Annotated in this window: 21 protein-coding genes; 13 read left to right on the plus strand and 8 right to left on the minus strand. The window is 62.2% G+C overall.

The genetic code is table 11. The features are described from left to right. Nucleotides 1-11 precede the first annotated feature (11 nt). Entirely contained in the window at nucleotides 12-1,280 is a 1,269-nt protein-coding gene (locus JOE32_RS03675) for an aminotransferase class V-fold PLP-dependent enzyme (protein WP_209981527.1), read from the minus strand. Nucleotides 1,281-1,299: 19 nt separating this feature from the next. Continuing rightward, nucleotides 1,300-2,655 carry a pyoverdine-tailoring dipeptidase-like protein PvdM gene (pvdM, locus tag JOE32_RS03680; protein WP_209981529.1) on the minus strand — a complete coding sequence of 452 codons (1,356 nt, stop codon included), beginning with the start codon at nucleotides 2,653-2,655 and terminating at the stop codon, nucleotides 1,300-1,302. Between the two features lie 142 nt (nucleotides 2,656-2,797). Here pvdM and JOE32_RS03685 point away from each other — a divergent pair, with 142 nt between their 5' ends. Then, entirely contained in the window at nucleotides 2,798-4,426 is a 1,629-nt protein-coding gene (locus JOE32_RS03685; protein ID WP_209981532.1) for a PvdJ/PvdD/PvdP-like protein, read from the plus strand. A 3-nt stretch (nucleotides 4,427-4,429) separates the two neighbouring features. On the opposite strand, the gene JOE32_RS03690 is transcribed toward JOE32_RS03685, so the two are convergent. Then, nucleotides 4,430-5,377, minus strand: a complete 948-nt coding sequence (locus tag JOE32_RS03690; protein WP_209981534.1) for a DUF1853 family protein — start codon at nucleotides 5,375-5,377, stop codon at nucleotides 4,430-4,432. 144 nt (nucleotides 5,378-5,521) lie between these two features. On the opposite strand from JOE32_RS03690, the gene JOE32_RS03695 reads away from it, so the two are divergent. The 8 genes from JOE32_RS03695 to JOE32_RS03730 all read left to right on the plus strand — a co-directional run bounded on the left by JOE32_RS03695 (nucleotide 5,522) and on the right by JOE32_RS03730 (nucleotide 13,906). After that, a complete protein-coding gene (locus JOE32_RS03695; RefSeq protein WP_003217892.1) occupies nucleotides 5,522-6,412 on the plus strand; it encodes an NAD(+) kinase in 891 nt (296 codons plus the stop codon). Continuing rightward, on the plus strand, nucleotides 6,412-7,383 hold the full coding sequence (locus JOE32_RS03700) for a metallophosphoesterase (protein WP_209981537.1): 972 nt from the start codon (nucleotides 6,412-6,414) through the stop codon (nucleotides 7,381-7,383). The genes JOE32_RS03695 and JOE32_RS03700 overlap by 1 nt, the downstream gene beginning before the upstream one ends. Next, nucleotides 7,380-8,249 (plus strand): rhomboid family intramembrane serine protease, encoded by an 870-nt coding sequence (locus JOE32_RS03705; RefSeq protein WP_209981539.1) that lies wholly within the window; start codon nucleotides 7,380-7,382, stop codon nucleotides 8,247-8,249. The genes JOE32_RS03700 and JOE32_RS03705 overlap by 4 nt, the downstream gene beginning before the upstream one ends. Nucleotides 8,250-8,263: 14 nt before the next feature. Continuing rightward, nucleotides 8,264-8,524 carry a DUF1315 family protein gene (locus JOE32_RS03710; protein WP_209981541.1) on the plus strand — a complete coding sequence of 87 codons (261 nt, stop codon included), beginning with the start codon at nucleotides 8,264-8,266 and terminating at the stop codon, nucleotides 8,522-8,524. Beyond that, the gene (locus tag JOE32_RS03715; RefSeq protein WP_209981543.1) at nucleotides 8,521-9,351 is read left to right on the plus strand and encodes a DUF2797 domain-containing protein; all 831 of its coding nucleotides are present in this window, start codon (nucleotides 8,521-8,523) and stop codon (nucleotides 9,349-9,351) included. Before JOE32_RS03710 ends, JOE32_RS03715 begins: the two co-directional genes overlap by 4 nt. A gap of 13 nt (nucleotides 9,352-9,364) precedes the next feature. Further along, nucleotides 9,365-12,022 (plus strand): aminopeptidase N, encoded by a 2,658-nt coding sequence (gene pepN, locus JOE32_RS03720; RefSeq protein ID WP_209981545.1) that lies wholly within the window; start codon nucleotides 9,365-9,367, stop codon nucleotides 12,020-12,022. A gap of 147 nt (nucleotides 12,023-12,169) precedes the next feature. After that, a complete protein-coding gene (gene zapE, locus JOE32_RS03725; RefSeq protein ID WP_209981547.1) occupies nucleotides 12,170-13,276 on the plus strand; it encodes a cell division protein ZapE in 1,107 nt (368 codons plus the stop codon). 138 nt (nucleotides 13,277-13,414) lie between these two features. Beyond that, nucleotides 13,415-13,906: a GNAT family N-acetyltransferase gene (locus JOE32_RS03730; protein ID WP_209981549.1), complete on the plus strand. Its 492-nt coding sequence runs from the start codon at nucleotides 13,415-13,417 to the stop codon at nucleotides 13,904-13,906. A gap of 101 nt (nucleotides 13,907-14,007) precedes the next feature. On the opposite strand, the gene JOE32_RS03735 is transcribed toward JOE32_RS03730, so the two are convergent. The 4 genes from JOE32_RS03735 to JOE32_RS03750 form a co-directional block, all read right to left on the minus strand. Beyond that, nucleotides 14,008-14,217: a hypothetical protein gene (locus JOE32_RS03735; RefSeq protein ID WP_209981551.1), complete on the minus strand. Its 210-nt coding sequence runs from the start codon at nucleotides 14,215-14,217 to the stop codon at nucleotides 14,008-14,010. Nucleotides 14,218-14,361: 144 nt separating this feature from the next. Next, nucleotides 14,362-16,599 (minus strand): TonB-dependent siderophore receptor, encoded by a 2,238-nt coding sequence (locus JOE32_RS03740; RefSeq protein WP_209981552.1) that lies wholly within the window; start codon nucleotides 16,597-16,599, stop codon nucleotides 14,362-14,364. Between the two features lie 124 nt (nucleotides 16,600-16,723). Then, nucleotides 16,724-18,466 carry a phosphoethanolamine transferase CptA gene (locus tag JOE32_RS03745; RefSeq protein ID WP_209981554.1) on the minus strand — a complete coding sequence of 581 codons (1,743 nt, stop codon included), beginning with the start codon at nucleotides 18,464-18,466 and terminating at the stop codon, nucleotides 16,724-16,726. A 153-nt stretch (nucleotides 18,467-18,619) separates the two neighbouring features. Next, nucleotides 18,620-18,796, minus strand: a complete 177-nt coding sequence (locus JOE32_RS03750) for a DUF6026 family protein (RefSeq protein WP_269325510.1) — start codon at nucleotides 18,794-18,796, stop codon at nucleotides 18,620-18,622. A 268-nt stretch (nucleotides 18,797-19,064) separates the two neighbouring features. Between JOE32_RS03750 and gnd the strand changes: the two genes are divergently transcribed. From gnd to JOE32_RS03765, 3 genes are read left to right on the plus strand one after another with little or no spacing between them, the layout of a single operon-like run. Further along, the gene (gene gnd / locus JOE32_RS03755; protein ID WP_209981556.1) at nucleotides 19,065-20,048 is read left to right on the plus strand and encodes a phosphogluconate dehydrogenase (NAD(+)-dependent, decarboxylating); all 984 of its coding nucleotides are present in this window, start codon (nucleotides 19,065-19,067) and stop codon (nucleotides 20,046-20,048) included. Beyond that, nucleotides 20,045-21,568 carry a glucose-6-phosphate dehydrogenase gene (zwf, locus tag JOE32_RS03760; protein ID WP_209981558.1) on the plus strand — a complete coding sequence of 508 codons (1,524 nt, stop codon included), beginning with the start codon at nucleotides 20,045-20,047 and terminating at the stop codon, nucleotides 21,566-21,568. Before gnd ends, zwf begins: the two co-directional genes overlap by 4 nt. Beyond that, on the plus strand, nucleotides 21,565-22,398 hold the full coding sequence (locus JOE32_RS03765; protein WP_209981560.1) for an HAD family hydrolase: 834 nt from the start codon (nucleotides 21,565-21,567) through the stop codon (nucleotides 22,396-22,398). The genes zwf and JOE32_RS03765 overlap by 4 nt, the downstream gene beginning before the upstream one ends. Nucleotides 22,399-22,455: 57 nt before the next feature. Here the strand turns inward: JOE32_RS03765 and JOE32_RS03770 are convergent, their stop codons facing one another. Then, the gene (locus JOE32_RS03770; protein WP_209981562.1) at nucleotides 22,456-22,716 is read right to left on the minus strand and encodes a hypothetical protein; all 261 of its coding nucleotides are present in this window, start codon (nucleotides 22,714-22,716) and stop codon (nucleotides 22,456-22,458) included. A gap of 277 nt (nucleotides 22,717-22,993) precedes the next feature. On the opposite strand from JOE32_RS03770, the gene JOE32_RS03775 reads away from it, so the two are divergent. Continuing rightward, nucleotides 22,994-24,319 (plus strand): sigma-54 dependent transcriptional regulator, encoded by a 1,326-nt coding sequence (locus JOE32_RS03775; RefSeq protein ID WP_209981564.1) that lies wholly within the window; start codon nucleotides 22,994-22,996, stop codon nucleotides 24,317-24,319. Nucleotides 24,320-24,609 lie beyond the last annotated feature (290 nt).

Raw genomic sequence — 24,609 nt, forward strand, 5'->3', positions numbered from 1 at the left:
GGAAAAGGGCATCACACCCGCTGGCTCAGCAGGCGCATGAAACGCTGGATTTCATCGGTGGAGTTGAGCAGGCCGGGAGACGTGCGCACCACCGGGCCGGCATCACGCTCCACCGCATCGACCACCACACGGTTTTTCATCAGATAGGCCGCCACCGCGTCGCTGTCCTGGCCCTTGACCCGGAAGAAGGTGAAACCGGCCGACAGTGCCGCGCTGCGCGGTGTCACCAGCTCGATCTGCGGATGGGCGAGCAGGCGGGTTTTCAGCTCGGTGTTGAGTTCATGAATACGCGCCTGCACCTGCGCCTTGCCCAGTTGCAGGTGCAGCTTGAAGGCTTCATCCGCCGCCCAGCGATGCTCGAAGGCGTGATAACCGCCGGGGGTCATGCGGGTGGCGAAATTGGTGTCTTCGGAGAAGGTCGCCACCATGGGCGTGACGTATTTGTTCTTGCTGTCGCGTGCGCAGACCACGCCGGTGCCGCGCGGGCCGAACATCCACTTGTGGGTGCCGGCGATGAAAAAATCGCATTGCATGTCGGGAAAGTCGAGGTTTTCCACGCCGAAACCATGCACCCCGTCGACCACGTAAAGTATCCGGTCCTGGTCGTCGCGGTTGCGGTTGTGCTCGTTCAGCAGCGTGCCGATTTCGCCGATGGGCAGCTTCACGCCGCTGCCGGACTGCACCCAGGTCATGCCCAGCACGCGGGTGTTGGGGCGGATGGCGCGCTGGATATTGCCCAGCACTTCATCCACCGACACCTGACTGGCGCGCTCGAACAGCTCGATGCGGCGCACCTGTGTGCCTTCCTTGAGCGTGCGAAAATCCAGCACGCTCTGGGTGGCGTAATGCTCATGGACGGTGGTGAGGATTTCCTGGTCCGGCCGCACCTTGATGCCGCCATAGATCATCGCCAGGCCTTCGGAGGTGCTGCCGGTAAGGGCGATCTGTGCCGGTGTGGCCTTCAAATAGCGGCCGGCCCAGTCGCGTACCTGGCCTTCACGCTTCCAGGTTTCCTGCAGGTCCCAGTCCATCGCCAGGCCGGGGTTGCGGTCGATCTGCAGGCGATAGCGCTCGATGGCGTCACGCACCGGCCTGGGGTGCGAGGTCACCAGAAAGTTGGAGAAATGCAGGTAGCTCGGGTCCTGGTCGAACAACTGCTTCAATCCCGTCCAGGGATCGTTTGCCGTGGCGGCCAGCGCCGACGGCATCAGCGAAGCGCCCAGGGGCAGGCTGGCAGCGAGCAGGCCAGCCTGCTTGAGAAAGGTGCGGCGGTCGGTCATGGGCTTGCTTCGTGGTTGATTAACGGTTGGCCAACGGCTTGGCGGCTTTTTGCACCTGGTCCCATACCCGCAGGAAGTTACCTCCCCACAGCTTGGCGATATCGGCTTCGGAGTAGCCGCGCTGGATCAGCTCGGCGGTGACGTTGCGGACCTCGCCGACGTTGTTCCAACCCTCGATACCACCGCCGTCGTTGAAGTCCGAAGCAATGCCCACGTGATCGATACCGATCTTGCGCACGGTGTAATCAACGGCATCGCCCCAGTCCTTGAGGCTGGCCTTGGGTTCTTCTTCGAGGATGCCGTACAGCCCCTGGGCGTACTGACCGAATTTCTGCTCGGGCCAGGCGGCGATGATGGCGTCGCCCGGCATCAGCGCCATGGCCAGGTTGGGCAGGGGCGGCAGGTCGAAGCGCGCGCGCAGGGTGTTGAGTTTGTCCTGGGTGGGCTGGCTCAGCGGACGCAGGTAGGCGGGGAAGCCCACCACCTGCACCACACCGCCGCTTTGTTTGATCAGTTGCAGCTCTTTGTCGCTGAGGTTACGCGGGATGTCCACCGACGCGCGCGGCGCCGAGTGCGAGGCCACCATCGGCGTGCGGCTCAATTGCGCGACCTGCTCCAGCGCCTGGGTCGACATCTGTGACACATCGATGATCACGCCCAGGTCGTTCAGGCGCTGCACCGCTTGCTGGCCGATCTGCGACAGCCCGCCCAGGGCATCGGTGGAGTCATTGAAGAACGGCAACGGGCGCGACGAGTCCGACCATGAATTGTTGCCGATGTAGCTGAAGCCGAACATGCGCATGCCGCGCGCGGCCCACAGGTCCAGCTGGTTCAGGTCATCTCCCAGCGGGTAGGCGTTGAGCATGCTGATGAAGATCGCGAATTTGCCTTCGCCATGCAGGCGCCGGAAGTCATCCGGGGTGTAGGCGATGCCGACCTGGTTGGGAAAGTCGCGCACCATGCCGGTGATGATCGTGTAGCGCACCTCCTGCTCGTGGCGGGCTTCTTCGACAAAGCCGTCGGTGGGCCTGTGCGGTGCATTGTCGCCGTTCCAGATTTCCGGCCAGCCGAAAATCGTCAGCGCTGCGCCGGAGAGGCGTCCGCGTGCCGCCTTGGCCAGGTCGAACTGGCCGCTGCCATCCTTGTCGGCCTCATTGCCGGCGGTGCCGAAATCCATGGGCACGGTGATGTGGCTGTCGAACGACAACAGGCGGTCCTGCATTTCATTGGCCTGCCTGATCACCTCCAGCGGGTAGCCGGCATTGCCCTTGAACCAGTGATCCCAGACCAGAAACCCGGCCCCGGCGCCAATGGCCAGGGCCAGGGCCAGCGGCAAGCCGAGATACAGCGCCTTTTTCGAACGTGGTTTTGTCATTGCCATCTCAGTCAGTTGAGGCCTTTGCTATCTGGGAAGGACGAGCCATGACAGAGGAAATTTAGGCGGGCAGGGCGGGGCGGTAAATTTCGTCGGGCTGCAAACGTTCTAGCTCTGATTAAGCCGTTTCCTAAGGTAGACAATGACGATCTCTCGACGTGGGTTCATCGCAGGCCTGGCGCTGACCGGCGCGGCTGTGCCGGCGGCCTTTTACGCCCATCGCGAGCTGACGCGGGAAGAAGAATTTCCCATCACCCCCGGCGAAGCCACGGTGGCGTTGGCCGATACCACCGGGCAACACCTGGCCAATACCTTGCGCGGTGTGTGGAGCCTGCGCCTGACAGGCCATGACGCCGGGCTCAAGGGCCTGCCGCTGCACGGCCTGGAGCTGCTGCTGGATATCGCGCCGCGTGGCCGTGGCCTGCGCGGCTACCTGGACACCGCCGAAAACCTGCGTGCCGAGGGCGAACCGCGTTACCGCGTACTGGGCGACCTGACGGGCGAAGGCACGTTGCTCTACTGGCGGCTGATCGACCGTGACTCGGCCGGTGGCGCGCCCGCCTATGAATTCAAAATGACCCTCGACGAGGTGTGGGCCGATTTCGCCAACGCCGGCAGCAGCACCCTCAGTGGGCAAATCCTCGATCTCGACCGCCCCCTGGCACTGACCGAGCGCGACAACCGCTTCATCGCCCACAAACAGCTGTTTCCCGAAGCCCGCCAGCGCATCGGCCTCAACCCGACCTTGCTGGCTTGGCTGATCGCGCCCGAACACCGCCTGTTTCACCAGCTCTGGCACGCCACCCGCGACCAGTGGCACAAGCTCTCCGAAGAAAAGCGCGACGCCCTGCGCGGCATCGGCTGGCAACCCGGCCCACGCGGGCAGGAGCGTGACGCCCGTGGCAAGCGCAAGGACCGCAACGGCTCGGGCATCGATTTCTTCTTCATGCACCGCCACATGCTCGGCACCGCGCGCTCGATGCAGGACCTGCCGTCATGGCCGCAATTTCCCGCCCCCCAGCCGGCGCTGGAGCGCGATCGCCTGGGCTTTTTGCGTTACTTCGACAACCACGATGGCTTCTCCCTGCCGCCCACCTGGTCGGCGCCGGACGACAGCGACTACACCCAGTGGGTCAGCGATATCAAGGCCGCCGAGACCTACCACAGCAACTTCCAGGTGTGGGAATCCCAATACCGCGACCCGCGCTATCTGGCGCGGTTGACCCTCGGCCAGTTGGGCTCGGAAATGGAGCTGGGCCTGCACGACTGGCTGCACATGCGCTGGGCGTCGGTGCCGCGCGACCCCTCCAATGGCGCGCCGGTGCCGTTCGCCCGCGACCCTTCGGACTTCGCGGCGCGCTGGTATGTGGCGCAAAACGATTTTCTCGGCGATCCGTTTTCATCCCATGTGAACCCCGTGTTCTGGCATTTTCACGGCTGGATCGATGACCGCATCGAAGACTGGTTCCGCGCCCATGCGCGTTTCAATCCGGGCGAAGTCAGCCGCATGCAAGTCAATGGCGTGGCCTGGTTTGCCCCGGGCCGCTGGGTGGAAGTGGGCGATCCGTGGCTGGGGCCGGATACCCATGGCTGCAGCACCACGCCGGGGTTGCAGATGGGCAAGTCGATGGAAATGGACCCGGAAACCATGAAGCTGGCGCTGCGCATTACCTTCAGCGCCGAAGACGACGGGTTGCAAGGGCTGTTCAAGCGCGTGCCGAGGCGGCCCTGGTACGCCCGGCACCTGAAGGTCAAGTCGCAGCCGGTTTGACCCTCAGGGGTTGCCCGGCACATTCGGCCACAGGTCGGCGACCAGGAACAGGCGCTCGGCTTCCTCCCAGTCTTCGCCCTGCTGCACCAGCCGCACCAGCAGTTGCGCCGGCGCCATCGGGTCCAGCGCTGTCAGCCACGTGTGCATCTGGGCCTCGCTCCACACCTCATCAGCCGGGTAATGCGCCGGGGCCAGCCAGGCGTGGCGCGGCAGGGGTTGCCAGCGGCCCGGCGGGCGCGTGGCGACAAAGTCCTGCCAGTCACGCTGATGCAACCAACTGCCGCGTAAATGCTGCGGATGGGCGCCCAGCGGCGGTTCGGCCGGGCCCGGCCACGGATACAGCAGGTAACCCCCGAGCCACAGGTGCGCGTCGAACTGTTGAACATCCAGCGCGGCCAGCACCTCGCGGCTTTCCGGGCGGGCGGAGATCGGCAGTTGATGCTCGGCCAGGTGCGCCAGCTTACGGTCGAGCCGGTCATGGCAGCCCGGGCCCAGCCATTGCTCGGTGGCCTGGCCATTACCGGCTTGCGGCCCGAGGTACAGCTTGATCGCCAGTTCCAGGTGGTGCACGCCATCGCGGTCGCGCAGCAGCATGTCCAGCTCGCCCAGCGTATGCCCGGCCCGGCGGATCGGCAGGTTGGCGGCCAGCAACTGAACGCCCGGTGCGTGCTGCACGGCGAATTGCCAGAGGCGCTCGTAATACAGGCCCAGGCGCCGCGTGCGTGCCAGGCTGAGCCAGTGCTGCAGGGCGCTGCTGTCCTCGTCCAACTGACGCAGCCAGTGTTCCAGCCGGCAGGGGGCCTGCACCCAGTCGCTGCCGGCCAGCGGGTGGCGTTGCGGCCATGGCGTCTGCGCCAGCATCGGCGGCGCCAGGATCACCCACGCGAGGTCGCGCACCTCGGGGTGACGCAATTGGCGGGGCAAGGTGTGCAGGTCGGGGAACACAGTCATGCTCCGAGCATAGCCTTTTAAGTGTGACGCAGCTGCGTGAGAACCATTGTCATCAAGGCTTTGCGCTGACAAAGGGTTTTGCCTGACGCGGCCTTTCACCCATAATCGTGGTTTTTCGCCGCACCCGGAACCCGCAGGAGCCCCATGGAGCAATTTCGCAATATCGGCATTATCGGTCGCCTGGGCAGTACCCAGGTGCTGGACACCGTCCGCCGGCTGAAAAAATTCCTGCTCGAACGCCACCTGCACGTGATCCTCGAAGACACCATCGCCGAGATTCTCCCCGGCCACGGCTTGCAGACGTCCTCGCGCAAGATGCTCGGCGAAGTGTGTGACATGGTGATTGTGGTCGGCGGCGATGGCAGCCTGCTGGGCGCCGCACGCGCTCTGGCGCGGCATAACGTGCCAGTGCTGGGGATCAACCGCGGCAGCCTGGGGTTTCTGACCGATATCCGCCCCGATGAGCTGGAAGTCGAAGTGGCCAAGGTGCTCGACGGCCATTACCTGGTGGAAAACCGCTTCCTGCTGCAGGCCGAAGTGCGCCGCCACGGCGAGGCCATCGGCCAGGGCGATGCGCTCAACGACGTGGTGCTGCACCCTGGCAAATCCACGCGGATGATCGAGTTCGAGCTGTATATCGACGGCCAGTTCGTGTGCAGCCAGAAGGCCGACGGCCTGATCGTCGCCACGCCGACCGGCTCCACCGCCTACGCGCTGTCGGCCGGTGGCCCGATCATGCATCCCAAGCTCGATGCCATTGTGATCGTGCCGATGTACCCCCATATGTTGTCCAGCCGGCCGATTGTGGTCGACGGCAACAGCGAGCTGAAAATCGTGGTGTCCAAAGACATGCAGATCTACCCGCAAGTCTCCTGCGACGGGCAGAACCATTTCACCTGTGCGCCCGGTGACACCATCACCGTGAGCAAGAAGGCGCAGAAGTTGCGCCTGATTCACCCGCTGGACCACAACTACTATGAAGTGTGCCGCACCAAGCTGGGCTGGGGCAGCCGCTTGGGGGGTGGAGGCGACTGATGCTCGATCCCGCGCGTAGCTACGACCTGATTGGTGACGTGCACGGTTGCGCTCATACCCTTGAGCACTTGCTCGAACGCCTGGGTTACCACAAGCAGGGCGGCACCTGGCGCCATCCGTCGCGCATGGCAGTGTTCCTCGGCGATATCATCGACCGTGGCCCGCGCATTCGCGAGGCGCTGCATATCGTCCACGATATGGCAGTGGCCGGTCAGGCGCTGTGCATCATGGGCAACCATGAGTTCAACGCGCTGGGCTGGACCACAGCGGCGCCGCCGGGCAGTGGCAAGCAGTTCGTGCGCGAGCACAACCCCCGGCATGCGCGGCTGATCCACGAAACCCTGACCCAGTTCGAGCAGCACCCGGGTGACTGGCAGGATTTCCTTGGCTGGTTCTACGACATGCCGCTGTTCGTCGACGCCGGGCGTTTTCGCGTGGTGCATGCGTGCTGGGACGAAAGTTTTATCCAGCCACTGCGCGCCCGATTCCCCGACGGCTGCATCGACCGGTCCTTTCTGCAGGCGGCCGCCGTGCCCGGCAGTTTTGCCTGCAACGCCTTCGACCGCCTGCTGCGCGGTACCGACATGCGCCTGCCCCACGGCTTGACGCTGACCGGCGGCGACGGCCTGACCCGCTCGTTCTTTCGCACCAAGTTCTGGGAGGACGACCCCAAGACCTACGGCGACGTGGTCTTCCAGCCCGACGCACTGCCCGAGCCGGTGGCGCGCACGCCGCTGTCCTCGAGCGAAAAAAATTCACTGCTGCGCTATGGCGTCGATGAACCCTTGCTGTTCGTCGGCCATTACTGGCGCAGCGGCAATCCGGCACCCATCCGCCCGAACCTGGCCTGCCTGGATTACAGCGCGGTGCTGTACGGCAAGCTGGTGGCGTACCGTCTGGACCAGGAAACCCGACTGGATCCGGCTAAATTCGTATGGGTCGACGTTGAGCGTCCCGAGGTTATTGAATGAGTACCGTGGCTGTATTGCGCTTGCCCCTGAGCGTCGACCTGGGCGGTTTCGTCAAGCTGCTGCAACGCATGCAAGTGCCCCATCACGTCAGTGAAGAGGCAGGCGAGCAGGTATTGTGGGTGCCCGAGGGCATCAGCGATGACGTGCGCGTGCTGTATCAGCGCTTTCCCGCCGGCGACCCCGACCGGCAACTGGATATTCCCGAGCAGGCGCCGGCCGCGCGCCCAGGCTTTGTGCAGCAAGTGCGCCACAGCCCGGTCACGGCGCTGGTGCTGCTGGCGAGTCTGATCGTGGGCGCGGTGACCCTGCTCGGTGAAAACCTGCAAGCCGTCGGTTGGCTGACCTTCCTGCCGTTTCGGGTCATGGGCGAGTACATCCAGTTCACCCCGTTCGCCCAGATGCTGGCCGAGGGGCAGTGGTGGCGGCTGGTCACGCCGATGCTGATCCACTTCGGCATCCTGCACCTGGCCATGAACGGCATGTGGTATTGGGAGCTGGGTCGGCGTATCGAAGCGCGCCAGGGCAGCATCAACCTGCTGGGCCTGACCCTGTTGTTCAGCCTGGTTTCCAACTATGCACAATACGCGTACGGCGGCCCCGGCCTGTTCGGTGGCTTGTCCGGCGTCCTGTATGGCCTGCTCGGGCATTGCTGGATCTTTCAACTGCTCTCGCCCAACCCTGCGTATCGCCTGCCCCGTGGGGTGCTGGCGATGATGCTGATATGGCTGCTGCTGTGCCTGTCGGGGCTGGTCTCGATGATCGGCTTCGGCGAAATCGCCAACGCGGCCCATGTGGGCGGGCTGGTCATCGGTTGCCTCACCGGTTTGCTGGGTGGTCTCTACAACCGCCGCAAAGCGTCTATTTGATAAGGAAGAGTCCCATGTCCTCTTTTGCTGAAATGATCGAAAATATCACCCCGGATATCTACGAGAGCCTCAAGCTCGCCGTGGAAATCGGCAAATGGTCCGATGGCCGCAAGCTCACCGCCGAGCAGCGCGAACTGTCGCTGCAGGCGATGATCGCCTGGGAGGTCCAGAACCTGCCGGAAGACCAGCGCACCGGTTACATGGGCCCGCAGGAATGCGCGTCCAAGGCCGAGACGGTGCCCAATATTCTGTTCAAGTCGGATGCGATCCATTGATTGAAATTGGTCGCGGTGCAGTCAGCAAAATGTCGGCGCAACTCGGTGAGCCGACCGTTCAGTACGCGTTTCGCCTGGGAAGCACGGAGGTGCCGGTCAATCCCCTGATCGGCACCCACATCCGCCTGGAGTTTCTCGGCGCCATCCATTGCAGCCATTGCGGGCGCAAGACCAAGACCAGCTTCAGCCAGGGCTACTGCTACCCGTGCATGACCAAACTGGCCCAGTGTGACCTGTGCATCATGAGCCCGGAGCGCTGTCATTACGACGCCGGCACCTGCCGTGATCCGGTGTGGGGCGAAACCTTCTGCATGACCGACCATGTGGTGTACCTGGCCAATTCGTCGGGGATCAAGGTCGGCATCACCCGCGCGACCCAGTTGCCGACCCGCTGGCTCGACCAGGGGGCCAGCCAGGCGCTGCCGATCATGCGCGTGGCGACGCGTCAGCAATCGGGTTTCGTCGAAGACCTGTTTCGCAGCCAGGTGGCCGACAAGACCAACTGGCGCGCCCTGCTCAAGGGCGATGCGCAGACCGTTGATCTCAAGCAAGTGCGCGATGAGCTGTTCGCCAACTGCGCCGAATGTCTGGTGACGTTGCAGGAACGCTTTGGCCTGCAGGCCATCCAAACCATTGCCGACGTTGAGCCGCTCACTATTCGTTACCCGGTCGAGCAGTACCCGACCAAGATCGTCAGCTTCAACCTGGACAAGAACCCGATTGCCGAAGGCACGCTGCTGGGGATCAAGGGCCAATACCTGATCTTCGATACCGGCGTTATCAATATTCGTAAATACACGGCCTACCAGCTCGCCGTGCATCAGTAGAAGGACTCCCAGCATGCGCACCGAACAACCGAAGATGATTTACCTGAAGGACTATCAGGCGCCGGACTACCTGATCGACGAGACGCACCTGACCTTCGAGTTGTTCGAGGACCACAGCCTGGTCCACGCGCAGCTGGTGATGCGCCGCAACCCCGAGCGCGGCGCCGGCCTGCCGCCGCTGGTGCTGGATGGGCAACTGCTGGAACTGTTGAACGTGAACCTGGCCGATCAGGCGCTGACCGCCGCTGACTACCAGTTGACCGACAGCCACCTGACCGTGCAGCCAACGAGTGCGACCTTCACCCTCGACACCACGGTCAAGATCCACCCGGAAACCAACACCGTGCTGGAAGGCCTGTACAAGTCCGGCAGCATGTTCTGCACCCAGTGCGAGGCCGAAGGCTTTCGCAAGATCACCTATTACCTTGACCGCCCGGACGTGATGAGCACCTTCACCACCACGGTGATCGCCGAGCAACACCGTTACCCGGTGCTGCTGTCCAACGGCAACCCGATTGCCAGCGGCCCTGGCGAAGACGGCCGGCACTGGGCGACCTGGGAAGACCCGTTCAAGAAACCCGCCTACCTGTTCGCGCTGGTGGCCGGTGACCTGTGGTGCGTCGAAGACAGCTTCACCACCATGACCGCGCGCGAAGTGGCGCTGCGCATCTACGTCGAGCCGGAAAATATCGACAAGTGCCAGCACGCCATGACCAGCCTGAAAAAATCCATGCGCTGGGACGAAGAAACCTACGGCCGTGAGTACGATCTCGACATCTTCATGATCGTTGCGGTCAACGATTTCAACATGGGCGCCATGGAAAACAAGGGCCTCAACATCTTCAACTCCAGCGCCGTGCTGGCCCGCGCCGAAACCGCCACCGACGCCGCGCACCAGCGCGTCGAGGCGATCGTCGCCCACGAATATTTCCACAACTGGTCGGGTAACCGCGTCACCTGCCGCGACTGGTTTCAGCTGTCGCTCAAGGAAGGCTTCACCGTGTTCCGTGATTCGGGCTTCTCCGCCGACATGAACTCGGCCACGGTCAAGCGCATCCAGGACGTGGCCTATCTGCGAACCCACCAGTTTGCCGAAGACGCCGGCCCCATGGCCCACGCGGTGCGTCCGGACAGCTTTATCGAGATCTCCAACTTCTACACCCTTACCGTGTACGAAAAGGGTTCGGAAGTGGTCGGCATGATCCACACCCTGCTCGGTGCCGACGGTTTCCGCAAAGGCAGCGACCTGTACTTTGAACGCCACGATGGCCAGGCGGTGACCTGCGACGACTTCATCAAGGCGATGGAAGACGCCAACGGCGCCGACCTCAGCCAGTTCAAGCGCTGGTACAGCCAGGCCGGTACGCCCCGTCTGGCGGTGAGCGAAGCCTTTGATGCGGCCGCCAATACCTACAGCCTGACGTTCCGCCAGAGCTGCCCGGCAACGCCGGACAAGGTCGAAAAACTGCCGTTCGTGATTCCGGTGGAACTGGGCCTGCTGGACGGGAAGGGCGCCGGCATTCCATTGCGCCTGGCGGGTGAAGCAACTGCCGGCGCCACGTCGCGGGTGATTTCGGTGACCGAAGCCGAGCAGACCTTCACCTTTGTCGATATCGCTGAACAGCCGTTGCCTTCGCTGCTGCGTGGGTTCTCGGCGCCGGTGAAACTGAGCTTCCCGTACAGCCGCGACCAACTGATGTTCCTCATGCAGCACGACAGCGACGGTTTCAACCGCTGGGATGCCGGCCAGCAACTGTCGGTGCAGGTCTTGCAGGAACTGATCGGCCAGCACCAGGCCGGCCAGGCGCTGAAGCTGGATCAACGCCTGATCAATGCACTGCGCTCGGTATTGAGTGATGAAAGCCTGGACCAGGCCATGGTCGCCGAAATGCTCTCGCTGCCCGGCGAAGCGTACCTGGCGGAAATCAGCGAAGTCGCCGATGTGGATGCGATCCACGCCGCCCGCGAGTTCGCGCGCAGGCAACTGGCGGATAACCTGTTCGAAGGCCTGTGGTTGCGTTATCAGGCCAATCGCGAGTTGTCCAAGCAGACCCCGTATGTCGCGGCGGCCGAGCATTTTGCCCGTCGCGCGCTGCAGAACATCGCGCTGTCGTACCTGATGCTCAGCGGCACACCGCAAGTGCTGGCGGCCACCCTCGATCAGTTCGACACCAGCGACAATATGACCGAGCGCCTGACCGCGCTCGCGGTGCTGGTGAACTCGCCCTTCGAGGCGGAGAAGGCGCAGGCGTTGGCGGTGTTCGCCGAGAACTTCAAGGACAACCCGCTGGTCATGGACCAGTGGTTCAGCGTGCAGGCCGGCAGCACCCTGCCGGGCGGACTGGCGCGGGTCAAGGCGCTGATGCAGCATCCGGCGTTCACCATCAAGAACCCGAACAAGGTACGCGCCTTGATCGGTGCGTTTGCCGGGCAGAACCTCGTCAACTTCCATGCCGCCGATGGCTCGGGCTACCGCTTCCTGGCGGACCTGGTGATCGAGTTGAACACGTTGAACCCGCAGATCGCCTCGCGCCAGTTGGCACCGCTGACGCGCTGGCGCAAATACGACGCTGCGCGCCAGGCGCTGATGAAGGCCGAGCTGGAGCGCATTCGTGGCTGCGGTGAGCTGTCCAGCGATGTGTTTGAGGTGGTCAGCAAGAGCCTGGCGTAAATCGATATAGCGCAGGCGAACTCCGAGTGTGGGAGGGGGCTTGCTCCCGATAGCGGTGTACCAGTCAATTGATTTTTGGCCGGTCCGGCGCCATCGGGAGCAAGCCCCCTCCCACAGTTGATTGTGGTGTGGTCAGGGCAGGTATCCATGACGTTCGAATCGCCCCTTGCGGCCTACCGGCACGCCATTGCGCAGCAGGGCTTCGTCCCCGACGACGCCCAGCGCCGGGCGGTCGAGGCGCTGCACGCCTGCCATGAAGCCTTGCACGAGGGCCGTGCACCGATCACCGGCGTCTACCTCTGGGGGCCGGTGGGCCGTGGCAAGACCTGGCTGATGGACCAGTTTTACCAAAGCCTGCGGGTGCCTGCGCGGCGTCAGCACTTCCATCACTTCATGGCCTGGGTGCATCAGCGCTCGTTCCAGCTCACCGGCATCCAGGATCCCTTGCAGGCGCTGGCCCGTGAGCTCAGCCAGGCCGTGCGGGTGCTGTGCTTCGATGAGTTGTTCGTCAACGACATTGGCGATGCGATCATTCTCGGCCGTCTGTTCCAGGTGATGTTCGAGCACGGCGTGGTGGTGGTGTGCACCTCCAATCAGCCACCCGACCAGTTGTATGCCGGTGGCTTCAACCGCGAGCGTTTCCTGCCGGGCATCGCGGCGATCCAGCAGCATATGCACGTGGTGGCCGTGGACGGCGGCGAGGATCATCGTTTGCACCCGGGCGTGGATGTGCAGCGCTACTGGGTCAATCAGGCCGATGCACTGGCGGCGGTGTTCGAGACATTGAGCGACGGGCCAGCGCTCGGCGGCGGGGCGATCAGCGTAGGGCATCGTTCGATCATGACGGTGCAGGCCAGTGACACGGTGCTGTGGTGCCGCTATCCCGACTTGTGCGAGCAACCCCTGGCCGCGATGGACTTCATGCTCTTGTGCGATCGTTTCAAAGCGATTCTGCTGGGTGAGGTGCCCAACCTCAGTGCACAACAGCGTCCGGGGCGCATCGCCCGAGGCACTGAAGACGCTGCCACGCGCGTGGTAGCGGGGGATCGCGAACTGCCGCAGTTGTCGGTGCACGATGATAGCGTGCGTCGCTTCATTGCTTTGGTGGATGAGTGCTATGACCGCAAGGTGCCGCTGTTCATAGAGGCCAGCGTGCCGCTGCAAAGCCTGTACACGGAGGGTTATCTGGCGTTCCCATTTCGACGGACCCTGAGCCGACTGCAGGAGATGCAATGGCAGCGTTTTGGTCTGTGACAAACTTTTCGCTGCGTAAGCTTCGCTTTTTCGTACATGCCTTTGTAGTGAATCGCCTTCATCCGCTGCTGACTCCGCGCTTACAATCGGTGCCCTCAAAGGGAGCCGATTCCCTTGCTGTCATGATCGAGGACGCTGATGGACACCCCTGATATCCTGGTGCTGCAAGCCAGTTACACCAATCCGGTGCACGCCGAGGCGATTGCCCTGGTGCTCAACCATTACGCCGAACACCCCATGGGCGGGGGGCACAGCCTGCCCGCCGACCTTGTGCAGCAACTGCCGGCCGAACTGGCCAAGCGCCCCTACGCTTTCAGCGTGCTGGCGTTTGTGGGGGGCGAGCCTGCCGGTCTGGTCAATTGTTTTGAAGGCTTTTCCACCTTTGCCTGTCGCCCGTTGGTCAACGTCCACGATGTGGCGGTGATGGAAGCGTTTCGCGGCCTGGGGTTGAGCCAGAAGATGCTGCAAAAGGTCGAGGAAATCGCGCGCCAGCGCGGCTGCTGCAAAATCACCCTGGAAGTGCTGGAAGGCAATGAAGTGGCACAGTCGGCCTATCGAAAGTTCGGGTTCGATGATTCGGTATTTGATCCGGCCAATGGCCGCATGCTGTTCTGGAATAAACCGCTTTAATAAATAACCGCAAAAAAAGGGCGCCATTAAATGGCGCCCAATAAACCGTTTGCCAAAGGCGCGCAGTGGTAACGGGTGGTGCAGATTAACGAAGCGTTAAATTAACTGTTTGGCTGCTGCTGTTCGTCGGTATCGGCTTTTAATGTCTTGCCGTCAGCGGAAGCAGTTTGTTCGTTAGTGCCGTGGGTCTTTTCCTGCATGAAGGTGAAGTCATTGTAGAACTGCTTCGAACGCTCCGAGCCACCTTCTGCAAAGGCGGCGGCGGAGGTCAGGGTCATCAGGCTGGCAAGCATCAAGGTCGAAAGTTTCATGGCAGTATTTCCATTAAGAGTGATCGTTGTTCGTTCGCTCCACGGGCGAACTCATGGGGCGATTGTGGGGCGATCTTATTAAGTGGAAATTAACGCAAGCAACAGTCAGTGATAACAACTTTGTTAACGTTGCAGACGCGGACCTCAGAGTTTCCAGTCCATCGCCAACGTGATCGAGCGTGGGTCGCCCCAGTACACGCCGTTATAAAAGCCGACGCGCTCATAGTACTTTTTATCGAATAAATTATTGACGTTAAGCGACGCCGAAACATGTTCGTTGAACTGGTAGCGGGACATCAGGTTCACCAGCGAGTAAGCCTGTTGAGTGATCTTCGCCCGAGTGGTGATGGGGTTGCCCTTGGCGTCGCGCTCGCCGGTCGGCCTGTTGCTCCAGGCATAGGTTTCGCTCTGCCAGTTGAAGGCGCCGCCCACCGTCAACTGGCGCCACGCGCCCGGCAGCCGATATGCACTCGACAGCCGCAGCAGGTTCAGCGGTTGCTCGACGTTGTTGCGTTGGCCCTTGCCGTTCACGGAGTGGGTGTAGGTGTAGCCCGCCGTGATATTCCAGTCGGGCATCACTTCACCGGCCAGCTCCACTTCAAACCCGCGCACCTTGTTGCCCTTGCCGCCTGATTTGTAGAACGACTCTCTCGTCTTTGGGTCCGGCGGCACTGAGTCGTCCAGCTCCGCAACGTTGTCCTGGGTACTCCAGAAATAGGCGGTGGCAAGGTTCAAGCGCTCATTGAGCAGGCTGCCCTTGAGGCCCACCTCATAATTGCTGCCGACCACGGGCTCCAGGTATTTTCTGCTGGCATCACGTCGGTCCTGCGGTTTGAAGATGTCGGTGTAGCTCGCGTAAACGGTGTAGGCCGGGGTCAGGTCGTAAAGCAGGCCGGCGTAGGGCGTCCACATATCATTGTGGACCTGGTGGTTTTTATCGGACTTGATCCACTGGTCGTCATTATCGTATTGGGGCCAGGAGTTTTCGATTTCCCAACTGCCATAGCGGCTGCCCAGTACCGCGTGCGTGCGGTCAGTCAGGCTCAGGCGTGTGGCCAGGTAGCCCGCTTTCTGCTCCTTGCGGCTGTGTTCACCCTTGAGACCGGTGGTGACATCGGCAAACTTGCCGATGCCGCCCATGTGCTTCCAGTCTTCGATGGTGCGGTAGCCGTCGGGCAGTACATTGCGCTGATGCGGCGAAGCGTCTCTTTGCTGCGATTGGCCGTAGCCCATCATCAATTCATGCTGCCGCCCCAGTAACGAATAGGCGCCGGAAAGGTTGAAGTCGAACACGTCCATCCTGGAGGTGCCGACCATGCGACTGGCCCAGGCGCCCATGCCGCTGCGGTCCGCATTCGGGAAGCCGGTGCCGCCGTAATACACCTTGCCGTCGGTATCGCTTTGTCGGTGGGTGTAAGCGGCTTTCAGGCGCCAGTCCCCGCCCAGTTTGTGATCGAGGGTAGTGAACAGGGTTTTGTCGGTCAGCGGCCAGGAGCTCCAGTGCGCGGCCATGTTGGTGGAGCGTGACAGCCCGGCCTTGCCCCCCTGGCTGTTCCAGTAAGGCACGGTGCCCCAGGAGGTGCCTTGCACCTGCTTGTCCTGATAGTCATAGCCCACCGCAAGCACGGTGTCGTCACTCAGGTCGCCTTCCAGAATGCCGTAGCCCACCACGCGCTGAAGCGTGTAGTTGTCACGGTACGATTGACTGTCGCGGTAGGCCAGCACGCCGCGCCCGCGCAGCCTGCCGTCAAACGCCAGCGGGCCGCCCACGTCCACGTAGCTGTGGTAGTTGTCATAGCTGCCGGCGCTGAGCCCGGTTTTAGCCTGCCATTGGCCGGTCGGCCGCTTGCGCACCATATTGACCGTGGCCGACGGGTCGCCCGCGCCGGTGGTCAAGCCGGTGGCACCGCGTACCACTTCGATACGGTCGTAAATGATGGTGTCGGCGTCGGACTTCATGAAGCCGAAGGTATTGAGCATCCCGTCGACCTGGAAGTTGCTGATGCCGTAGCCGCGGGCCGAGTACGAGGCCCTGTCCGAGTCGTTGTGCTGCACCACGACGCCGGTGGTCTGGCGCAAGGCCTCGGTCAGGGTGTTGAGGTTGAAGTCGTCCATTTGCTGGCGGGTGACCACCGAGACCGATTGCGGGGTCTCCTTGATGGACAGGTTCAGGCGTGTGGCGGTGCTCATGGCGCCGGTGGTGTAGGCCCCGGTGTGTTCGGTGTTGGTATCCAGGCCCTCGGCGGTGACGCTGGTGGCGGCCAGTTCGAGTGCCGTGGAAGACGTGTGCTCGGGATCGGTTTCAGCCAGAAGCTCAGGGCTGAAGACGCCGCCGAAGAGGCCGAGGGTGAGGGTGATGGAGCGGGTGAAGGGCGAAAGCATGGTGGCAGACTCCTTTTTTCTTTGTAGCCTTTTCGATAAAAAAGGCCTTGGCTCAAAGACGAAAGGAGTCGTGCAACTTTAGGCTTAAACAAGAATGATTATTATCTTCTTGTTTCAGGGGGGGCTACTTGAGTACTACCTCGTTCGGTTCGATCTTCTTCGGCTTGATCAGGCTGAAGTCGATCAAGCCCTTCTGTTTGGTCTCGTAAGGATTGCCGATCATCAGCGGACGCGGCTTGAAGCTGTCACTCACCAGGCTTCGGCTGCGGTCCCATTCGTCGAAGCTCAACCCGGCCAGATCGGCCCAGGTGTGAATCAACTGCGAGCTGCTGTAAGGGCGTTGCAGGTCGCCGGCAAAACTCCAGTCGTGGCTTTCGCGCCATTTGGGCGACGCGTAGGCCATGAACGGGATGGTGTACATCGGCGCGGTCGGCTTGGCTTCGTTACGGCCCAGGGTGCTGTGACCGACGGAGTCGAACACGTCTTCGCCGTGGTCCGACAGGTACAGCAAAAAGCCGTTGGGATCGCTTTTGGCGTAGTCCTTGATCAGGCTCGACACCACGAAATCGTTGTACAGCACCGCGTTGTCGTAGCTGTTGTAGGTTGGCAACTGCGCATCGCTGACGCCCTTCGGCACGCCCTGGCGGTCGGTGAACTTGTCGAAGCTGGGCGGGTAGCGGTACTGGTAGCTCATGTGTGTGCCCAACAGGTGCACCACGATGAACTTGCGCTCGGCGCCGTCGGCCAGGGCCTTGGCGAAGGGCGCCAGCACGTCGCCGTCGTACTGGCGGGCGTTCTGGTTGCGATTATTGTTGAGGTACACCTGCTCGTCGGCCTGTTCGGAAAAGGTCGTCAGCATGGTGTTGCGCTTGGTCATGGTCTGCTGGTTGGTGATCCAGTAGGTCTTGTAACCGGCCTGTTTCATCACGCTGACAATCGACGGAGTCTTGAGGTACAGGTCGGGGTTCTCTTCGTCGGCGAACGTCAGCACCTGTTGCAGCGCCTCGATGGTGTAGGGGCGCGGGGTGATGACGTTGTCGAACACCGCCAGTTGATCACGCAACTTGTCGAGTTCCGGCGTGGTGTTGCGCGGGTAGCCGTAGAGGCTCATGCGCTGGCGGTTGGTCGACTCGCCGATGACCAGCACCAGGGTCGACGGCTGACCGGCGTTGTTGTCCTTGAGGTTTTTCAGGGGCGGGATCTGGCTGGCGCTGGTGAGCATGCCCTGCATGTTGTCCAGCTGTTCGGTGTAGCGACGGTAAGCCACGATCATCTGCCACGGCACGGCGGGCTCGATGCGGGTTTCGAAACGGTCGATGGCCTGTTCCATGGTGTCGCTGGTGGCGATCTGCTTGACCAGCGGGTAACCGACCACGGCCAGTACGATGGCGGCAGCGGCCAGCATCGACTGCCCGCGCGGCATGTACACCGGGCGCAGGCGGGTCCACAGGAACACGGCGAAGGCGGTGTGGGCGATAAACGCCAGCACGATCCACCACGCGAAATATTGGGTCGCGTACTCGCCGGCTTCAGAGATGTTCGACTCGAACATGATGAAGATGACGCTCTGGGAAAATTCCTGCTGGTAAATGAAGAAATAACCCAGGCTGGCCATGGAACATGCCCACAGCACCACACCGATCAAAGCCGCCAGCAAGCGTGTACGGCGCGGGAATAAAAGCATCGGCGCCAGCCACAGCGCACTCATGAAGAAGGCCTGACGAAACCCGCTGAAACCGGAAGTGCCGGTCAGCTGGATCAGCAGTTGGGTAATACCCGAGAAGTACCAGAAGAACAGAAACAGCCAACCGAAGCCGGCCCAATCAAAGCCTTTTGCAGACGCAGTGCTGCGCTTGAACATCGCCATCCAACGCTCCAACCCAATTATTTTCAGCCGGCGCGCAGGAACGCGCGCCAACAGAGGCCGCCCTTGCATGGGGTGGCCCTTCGGGCGGGGAGTATCGGGGAGAGAGTGTGAAAACTTTGTCAGCGCTCTGTAAGCATTATCTTACAGAGCGGTTCAGCACAGCGCGGGGCGGGCGCCGGAGGTCTGTTCGAGCTGGCCTTGCAGGTGCGAGCGCAGACGCAGGACTTCCTGCTGCAGTTGATCGCGTTCGTCCTTCAACTGGCGCAATTCATCGCGACGGATACTGACGTAAAGCGTCTGTGGAGGACGGGACATCTGTGCTGTGCTCATTGCTTGCCTCGCAAATAGCCGGTAGATCGCGGTGCCGGAACGCCGAATGGGAGTTCTCGGCATCAGTCGGAAGCAATTCTGAATTCTTTTTTCCATCAAGGGAACTTTTTTATTTTTGGCGGTCGTGTGACTTTTGCTGCAGTGATGGTGAAACGATGGCAACTTTTTTAGCATGAAACTCCCGCTATCCGCTCTGGACTAACCCTCATTAGCCTCATTGCGCTATAAACTATGTCACACATTTTTTAGCAGTTAGGAGCATCAGCACATGCAACTGGGGATTATTGGACTAGGCCGCATGGGCGGTAACATTGCGCGGCGCCTGATGCTCAATGGGCATACCACCGTTGTTTATGACCGTAACGAAGCATTCGTCAAAGGCTTGAGCGAGGAGGGCGCCACCGGCGTCGCCGACTTGAAAGCCCTGGTGGCCGGGCTGCAGAAGCCTCGCGCCGTGTGGGTCATGTTGCCGGCAGGCGACCCGACCGAAGACACCATCAATGCGTTGAGCGAGCTGCTGGAAGACGGTGACGTGATCATCGATGGCGGCAACACCAACTACAAGGACGACGTACGCCGCGGCAAGGCCCTGGCGGAAAAGGGCCTGCACTATGTGGACGTCGGCACCTCCGGCGGCGTCTGGGGCCTGGAGCGCGGCTACTGCATGATGATCGGCGGCGACGTCGAGACCGTGCAGCGCCTCGACCCGATCTTCAAGAGCCTGGCCCCGGGCGTTGGCAGCATCCCGCGAACCAGGGACCGTTCCGCCAGCGCCGATCCGCGTGCCGAGCACGGCTACATCCACGCCGGACCTGCGGGCGCCGGGCATTTCGTCAAAATGATCCACAACGGCATCGAGTACGGGATGATGCAGGCGTTCGCTGAAGGCTTTGACATCCTCAAGACCAAGAACTCGGACAATCTGCCCCAGGACCAGCGCTTTGACCTCAATGTGGCCGACATCGCCGAAGTCTGGCGCCGCGGCAGCGTGGTGTCGTCGTGGTTGCTGGACCTCACCGCCGACGCGCTGGCCACCGACCCGAAACTCGACGGTTACTCCGGTTCCGTCGCCGACAGTGGCGAAGGCCGCTGGACCATCGAAGCCGCCATGGAGCAGGCCGTGCCGGTCCCGGTGCTGTCCACCTCGCTGTTCGCACGCTTCCGCTCGCGTCAGCAGAGCACCTACGGTGACAAAATGCTCTCTGCCATGCGCTTCGGCTTTGGCGGTCACGTGGAGACTTCCAAAAAATGACCGCCAACGGCAAAAAACCACAGGCCGAGCCCGCACCACCCACCACGCTGTTTTTGTTTGGCGCCCATGGCGACCTGGTCAAGCGCCTGCTGATGCCGGCGCTGTACAACCTTAGCCGTGATGGCTTGTTGGGCGATGGCCTGCGGATTGTCGGCGTCGATCACAACGCCATCAGCGATGCCGATTTCGCCAAGAAGCTCGAAGATTTCATTCGCACCGAAGCCGCGAGCAAGGTCAAGGGCAATGCCGAGCATGCCCTCGACCCCGAGCTGTGGGCGCAGTTGGCCAAGGGCATCAGCTATGTCGAGGGCGACTTTCTCGACGACAGCACCTACGCCGACATCGGCAGGAAGATCGCCGACAGCGGCACCGGCAACGCGGTGTTCTACCTGGCCACCGCGCCGCGCTTCTTCAGTGAAGTGGTGCAGCGCCTGGGCAGTGCCGGTTTGTTGACGGAAACCGACGAGAGCTTCCGCCGCGTGGTCATCGAGAAGCCGTTCGGCTCCGACCTGGCGACCGCCGAAGCGCTGAACGCGTGCCTGCTCAAGGTGATGAGCGAGAAGCAGATCTATCGCATCGACCATTACCTGGGCAAGGAGACGGTGCAGAACATCCTGATCAGCCGTTTCTCCAACGTGCTGTTCGAGGCGTTCTGGAACAACCATTACATCGACCACGTGCAGATCACCGCCGCCGAAACCGTTGGCGTGGAAACCCGGGGTAATTTCTTCGAGAAAACCGGCACCCTGCGCGACATGGTGCCTAATCACCTGTTCCAGTTGCTGGCGATGGTCGCCATGGAACCGCCGGCGGCCTTCGGTGCCGACGCGGTGCGGGGTGAAAAGGCCAAGGTGATCGGTGCCGTGCGGCCCTGGTCGCTGGAAGATGCGCGGGCCAACTCGGTGCGGGGGCAGTACACCGCCGGCGAAATCGGCGGCAAGTCACTGCCCGGCTACCGCGAAGAAGCCAACGTGGCACCTGACAGCAGCACCGAGACGTTTGTTGCCCTCAAGGTGATGATCGACAACTGGCGCTGGGTGGGCGTGCCGTTCTACCTGCGTACCGGCAAGCGCATGAGCGTGCGTGACACCGAAATCGTGATCTGCTTCAAGCCTGCGCCCTACGCGCAGTTTCGCGACACCGATGTGGACGAACTCGAGCCCACCTACCTGAAAATCCAGATTCAGCCCAACGAGGGCATGTGGTTCGACCTGCTGGCGAAAAAGCCCGGGCCGACCCTGGACATGGCCAACATCCAGCTGGGCTTTGCCTACAAGGACTTCTTCGAGATGCAGCCGTCGACCGGGTACGAAACCCTGATCTACGATTGCATGACCGGCGACCAGACCTTGTTCCAGCGGGCCGACAACATCGAAAACGGCTGGCGTGCGGTGCAGCCGTTTCTTGATGCGTGGCAGCAGGACGACGGGATCCAGGCCTACAAGGCGGGCGAGGACGGCCCGGCCGCCTCCGATGCATTGCTGGCGCGCGACGGTCGCACCTGGCACAGCCTCGGATGAGTGACGCGGCGATCCATCCCATCCGTTTTATCCTGAGTGACGTGGACGGCACCTTGTTGCATCCGGACCACCGCCTCAGCCAGCGCACTGCCGATGCGGTGCGGGCGTTGCGCGAGGCCGGGGTGTTTTTCAGCCTGGCCAGCGGGCGGCCGCCCAAGGCCATGCATCATCTGATCGAGGCCTTCGGCATCGATGTGCCGGTGGCGGGCTTCAACGGTGGCACGCTGATCAACCCCGATGGCAGCATTCTGGTTGCCCACCACCTGCCGGCGGAGGCGGCGCTGATTGCCTTGGCGCTGTTCTCGGCCGAGCCGGACGTGGAAGTCTGGGTGTTCGCCGACGGTGACTGGTTGCGGCGTGATCCGCCGGGGCCTATGGAGCCGCGCGAGGCTGCAGGGCTGGGCTATGGCCCAATCGTGGTGGAGAGTTTCGAGCCGTACCTGGATCGGGTCGACAAGATTGTCGCGGCCAGCAACAACACCGGCTTGCTGGTGGAGCTGGAAGCGCAGTTGCATCCCAAGGTAGAGGGCCTGGCTCAGGTATCACGTTCGCAACCGGTTTACCTGGATGTGACGGCGATGCTGGCCAACAAGGGCGAGGCCTTGAAGACCCTGGCGGCGCACCTTGGGGTGCCGCTTGCGCAGACCGCCGCCATTGGCGACGGCGGCAATGACCCGGCGATGTTTCACGTGGCGGGGTTGTCGATTGCCATGGGCCAGGCGGAAGAAACCGTCAAGCACCAGGCGACTGTCGTCACCGGCAGCAATCTGGATGATGGCGCGGCGGAGGCGTTCGAACGCTTTATTCTCGCGCCGCGCGCAGGCTCTTAGAGGCCCAGCTTAAACGGGCGATCACTGTTTGCAGTGATCGCCCGTCAGGGTCATGCCTTACTTGGGCATTGCCCAGGACTGCAACTGGTAGCCGTGCTCGTCGAGTTCGGCACGGGCCTGCAACAGCAGATCTTCCAATTGCGCCGGGTCGGTGTAAGCGCTTGACGACAGCTGCTTGCTGCCGATGCGGGTGTTGGTGCGGTCGATGACGCTCAGGCTGAGGGCGCCAACGCCATCATGCCAGGCCACGCACTGAAAGGGCTGGAAGGCACGGTCTGCGATCAAAAGAGCTTCGTTGATGCGGAGCGGGGCGTTCATGTGGGTCTTCTCTCTGTATGCCCATTCAAGTCAGCACCGGCGGTTGGGCTGACCGTGCGGTGGGTTACTTGTACTGATGCACGATGCCCGGGTTCGGGTCACATACTGACGCAATTAATTTTCAAGGCTTGATCTGCGGATGAAGACGGTGGCTTTTTGCCCGCACTTATAGCGAAATGTTACATAGTGCTCGTCAATAAATTGATAGTGTGGCAGTCAGGCGTCCCAAATCCTTGTTTATAAATAACTTTAACAATTTTGACGCCAAGGAATAGTCATGATTGTTACACCCGTCCCGCGACGCTTGCTTGTGGTTGACCCCTGTGACGATTGTCACGGCCTGCTGCCCGGTTTGCGCGCCGCCGGCTGGGACGTGGACAGTTGCGCACTGGAAACGGTAGGGGACCGCTCCTGTGATATCGGTTTGTTGCGTTTGCAGCCGTATCACCTGGAGCGCCCCGAGGCCGTCAAGGAACTGATCAGCCGCAGCGGCACCGAATGGATTGCTGTGCTCGACCAGGACGTACTGCGCCTGCAGAACGTCGGCGATTTTGTCTGCGAGTGGTTTTTCGACTTCCATACCCTGCCGTTCGATGTGTCGCGAGTGCAGGTCATTCTCGGCCGTGCGTTCGGCATGGCGCGCTTGCGCGGCAAGGGCAACACGCCGGTGGACGGGCCCGAACACGAATTACTCGGCGACAGCAGGGCGATCCGCGAGCTGCGCAAGTTGCTGTCAAAGTTGGCGCCCACCGAGTCACCGGTGCTGATTCGTGGTGACAGCGGCACCGGCAAGGAGCTGGTCGCCAAGACCCTGCACCGCCAGTCCCAGCGCCATGCCAGGCCATTCGTGGCGATCAACTGCGGTGCCATCCCCGAACACCTGATCCAGTCCGAACTGTTCGGCCATGAAAAAGGCGCGTTTACCGGCGCCCATCAGCGCAAGATCGGCCGCATCGAAGCCGCGAATGGCGGCACCCTGTTTCTCGATGAAATCGGCGACTTGCCGATGGAGCTGCAAGCGAACCTGCTGCGCTTTCTCCAGGAAAAACAGGTCGAACGCGTCGGCGGCAGTCAGCCGATACCGGTGGATGTGCGGGTACTGGCGGCGACCCACGTCGACCTCGAAGCGGCGGTGGTCAAGGGCACCTTTCGCGAAGACCTGTATTACCGCCTGAATGTGCTGCAAGTGGTCACCGCGCCCCTGCGCGAGCGGCACGGTGACGTCGCGATGCTGGCCAACCACTTTTCACGCTTCTACAGCCAGGAAACCGGCCGCCGCCCGCGCAGTTTCAGCGAAGACGCGCTGGTTGCCATGGGGCAGCATCCCTGGCCGGGCAACGTGCGTGAACTGGCCAACCGCGTACGCCGCGGTCTGGTACTGGCCGAAGGGCGCCAGATCGAGGCCACCGACCTGGGCTTGCTGGGCAAGCGGGCCGTGTCGCCACCCATGGCCACACTGGAAGACTACAAGCACCGCGCCGAACGCCAGGCGTTGTGCGACGTGCTCAATCGACACAGCGACAACCTGAGCATCGCGGCCCGCGTGCTGGGCGTCTCCCGCCCCACGTTCTACCGGTTATTGCACAAGCACCAGATCCGCTAGACGCGCCCACTCCACGTCCACACCTTGAGGCTAGCGGGCTTGTCGCGGGTGATTGGGTTGTTGTGGCGAGCGGGCTTGCCCTAATGCCGTTCAGTTAAGCGCAGATTCCCTGTGGCGAGCAGGCTTGTCCTGCGTTGGGCTGCGCAGCAGCCCCAAAACCAGGCGCTGAGCCGTATCAGGTACACCGCGTTTTGCTTGATGGGGGGCGCTGCGCACCCCAACGCGGGGCAAGCCCGCTCGCCACGACAGCCCGCTCGCCACAACAAGTCCGCACCCAAGGACGCGTTGGG

Origin of the sequence: Pseudomonas sp. PvP025 (assembly GCF_017832155.1) — a bacterium.
Classification (GTDB): domain Bacteria; phylum Pseudomonadota; class Gammaproteobacteria; order Pseudomonadales; family Pseudomonadaceae; genus Aquipseudomonas.

Excerpts from the sequence above, each read along its gene's own strand:
- JOE32_RS03700 (WP_209981537.1), top strand. The coding sequence starts at position 6,412 with ATGCTCGATCCCGCGCGTAGCTACGACCTGATTGGTGACGTGCACGGT.
- JOE32_RS03735 (WP_209981551.1), bottom strand. The coding sequence starts at position 14,217 with ATGAAACTTTCGACCTTGATGCTTGCCAGCCTGATGACCCTGACCTCC.
- JOE32_RS03685 (WP_209981532.1), top strand. The coding sequence starts at position 2,798 with ATGACGATCTCTCGACGTGGGTTCATCGCAGGCCTGGCGCTGACCGGC.
- zwf (WP_209981558.1), top strand. The coding sequence starts at position 20,045 with ATGACCGCCAACGGCAAAAAACCACAGGCCGAGCCCGCACCACCCACC.
- JOE32_RS03770 (WP_209981562.1), bottom strand. The coding sequence starts at position 22,716 with ATGAACGCCCCGCTCCGCATCAACGAAGCTCTTTTGATCGCAGACCGT.
- JOE32_RS03745 (WP_209981554.1), bottom strand. The coding sequence starts at position 18,466 with ATGGCGATGTTCAAGCGCAGCACTGCGTCTGCAAAAGGCTTTGATTGG.
- JOE32_RS03705 (WP_209981539.1), top strand. The coding sequence starts at position 7,380 with ATGAGTACCGTGGCTGTATTGCGCTTGCCCCTGAGCGTCGACCTGGGC.
- pepN (WP_209981545.1), top strand. The coding sequence starts at position 9,365 with ATGCGCACCGAACAACCGAAGATGATTTACCTGAAGGACTATCAGGCG.
- zapE (WP_209981547.1), top strand. The coding sequence starts at position 12,170 with ATGACGTTCGAATCGCCCCTTGCGGCCTACCGGCACGCCATTGCGCAG.
- JOE32_RS03750 (WP_269325510.1), bottom strand. The coding sequence starts at position 18,796 with ATGAGCACAGCACAGATGTCCCGTCCTCCACAGACGCTTTACGTCAGT.
- JOE32_RS03690 (WP_209981534.1), bottom strand. The coding sequence starts at position 5,377 with ATGACTGTGTTCCCCGACCTGCACACCTTGCCCCGCCAATTGCGTCAC.
- JOE32_RS03695 (WP_003217892.1), top strand. The coding sequence starts at position 5,522 with ATGGAGCAATTTCGCAATATCGGCATTATCGGTCGCCTGGGCAGTACC.
- JOE32_RS03675 (WP_209981527.1), bottom strand. The coding sequence starts at position 1,280 with ATGACCGACCGCCGCACCTTTCTCAAGCAGGCTGGCCTGCTCGCTGCC.
- JOE32_RS03765 (WP_209981560.1), top strand. The coding sequence starts at position 21,565 with ATGAGTGACGCGGCGATCCATCCCATCCGTTTTATCCTGAGTGACGTG.
- JOE32_RS03730 (WP_209981549.1), top strand. The coding sequence starts at position 13,415 with ATGGACACCCCTGATATCCTGGTGCTGCAAGCCAGTTACACCAATCCG.
- JOE32_RS03710 (WP_209981541.1), top strand. The coding sequence starts at position 8,264 with ATGTCCTCTTTTGCTGAAATGATCGAAAATATCACCCCGGATATCTAC.
- gnd (WP_209981556.1), top strand. The coding sequence starts at position 19,065 with ATGCAACTGGGGATTATTGGACTAGGCCGCATGGGCGGTAACATTGCG.
- JOE32_RS03775 (WP_209981564.1), top strand. The coding sequence starts at position 22,994 with ATGATTGTTACACCCGTCCCGCGACGCTTGCTTGTGGTTGACCCCTGT.
- JOE32_RS03740 (WP_209981552.1), bottom strand. The coding sequence starts at position 16,599 with ATGCTTTCGCCCTTCACCCGCTCCATCACCCTCACCCTCGGCCTCTTC.
- pvdM (WP_209981529.1), bottom strand. The coding sequence starts at position 2,655 with ATGACAAAACCACGTTCGAAAAAGGCGCTGTATCTCGGCTTGCCGCTG.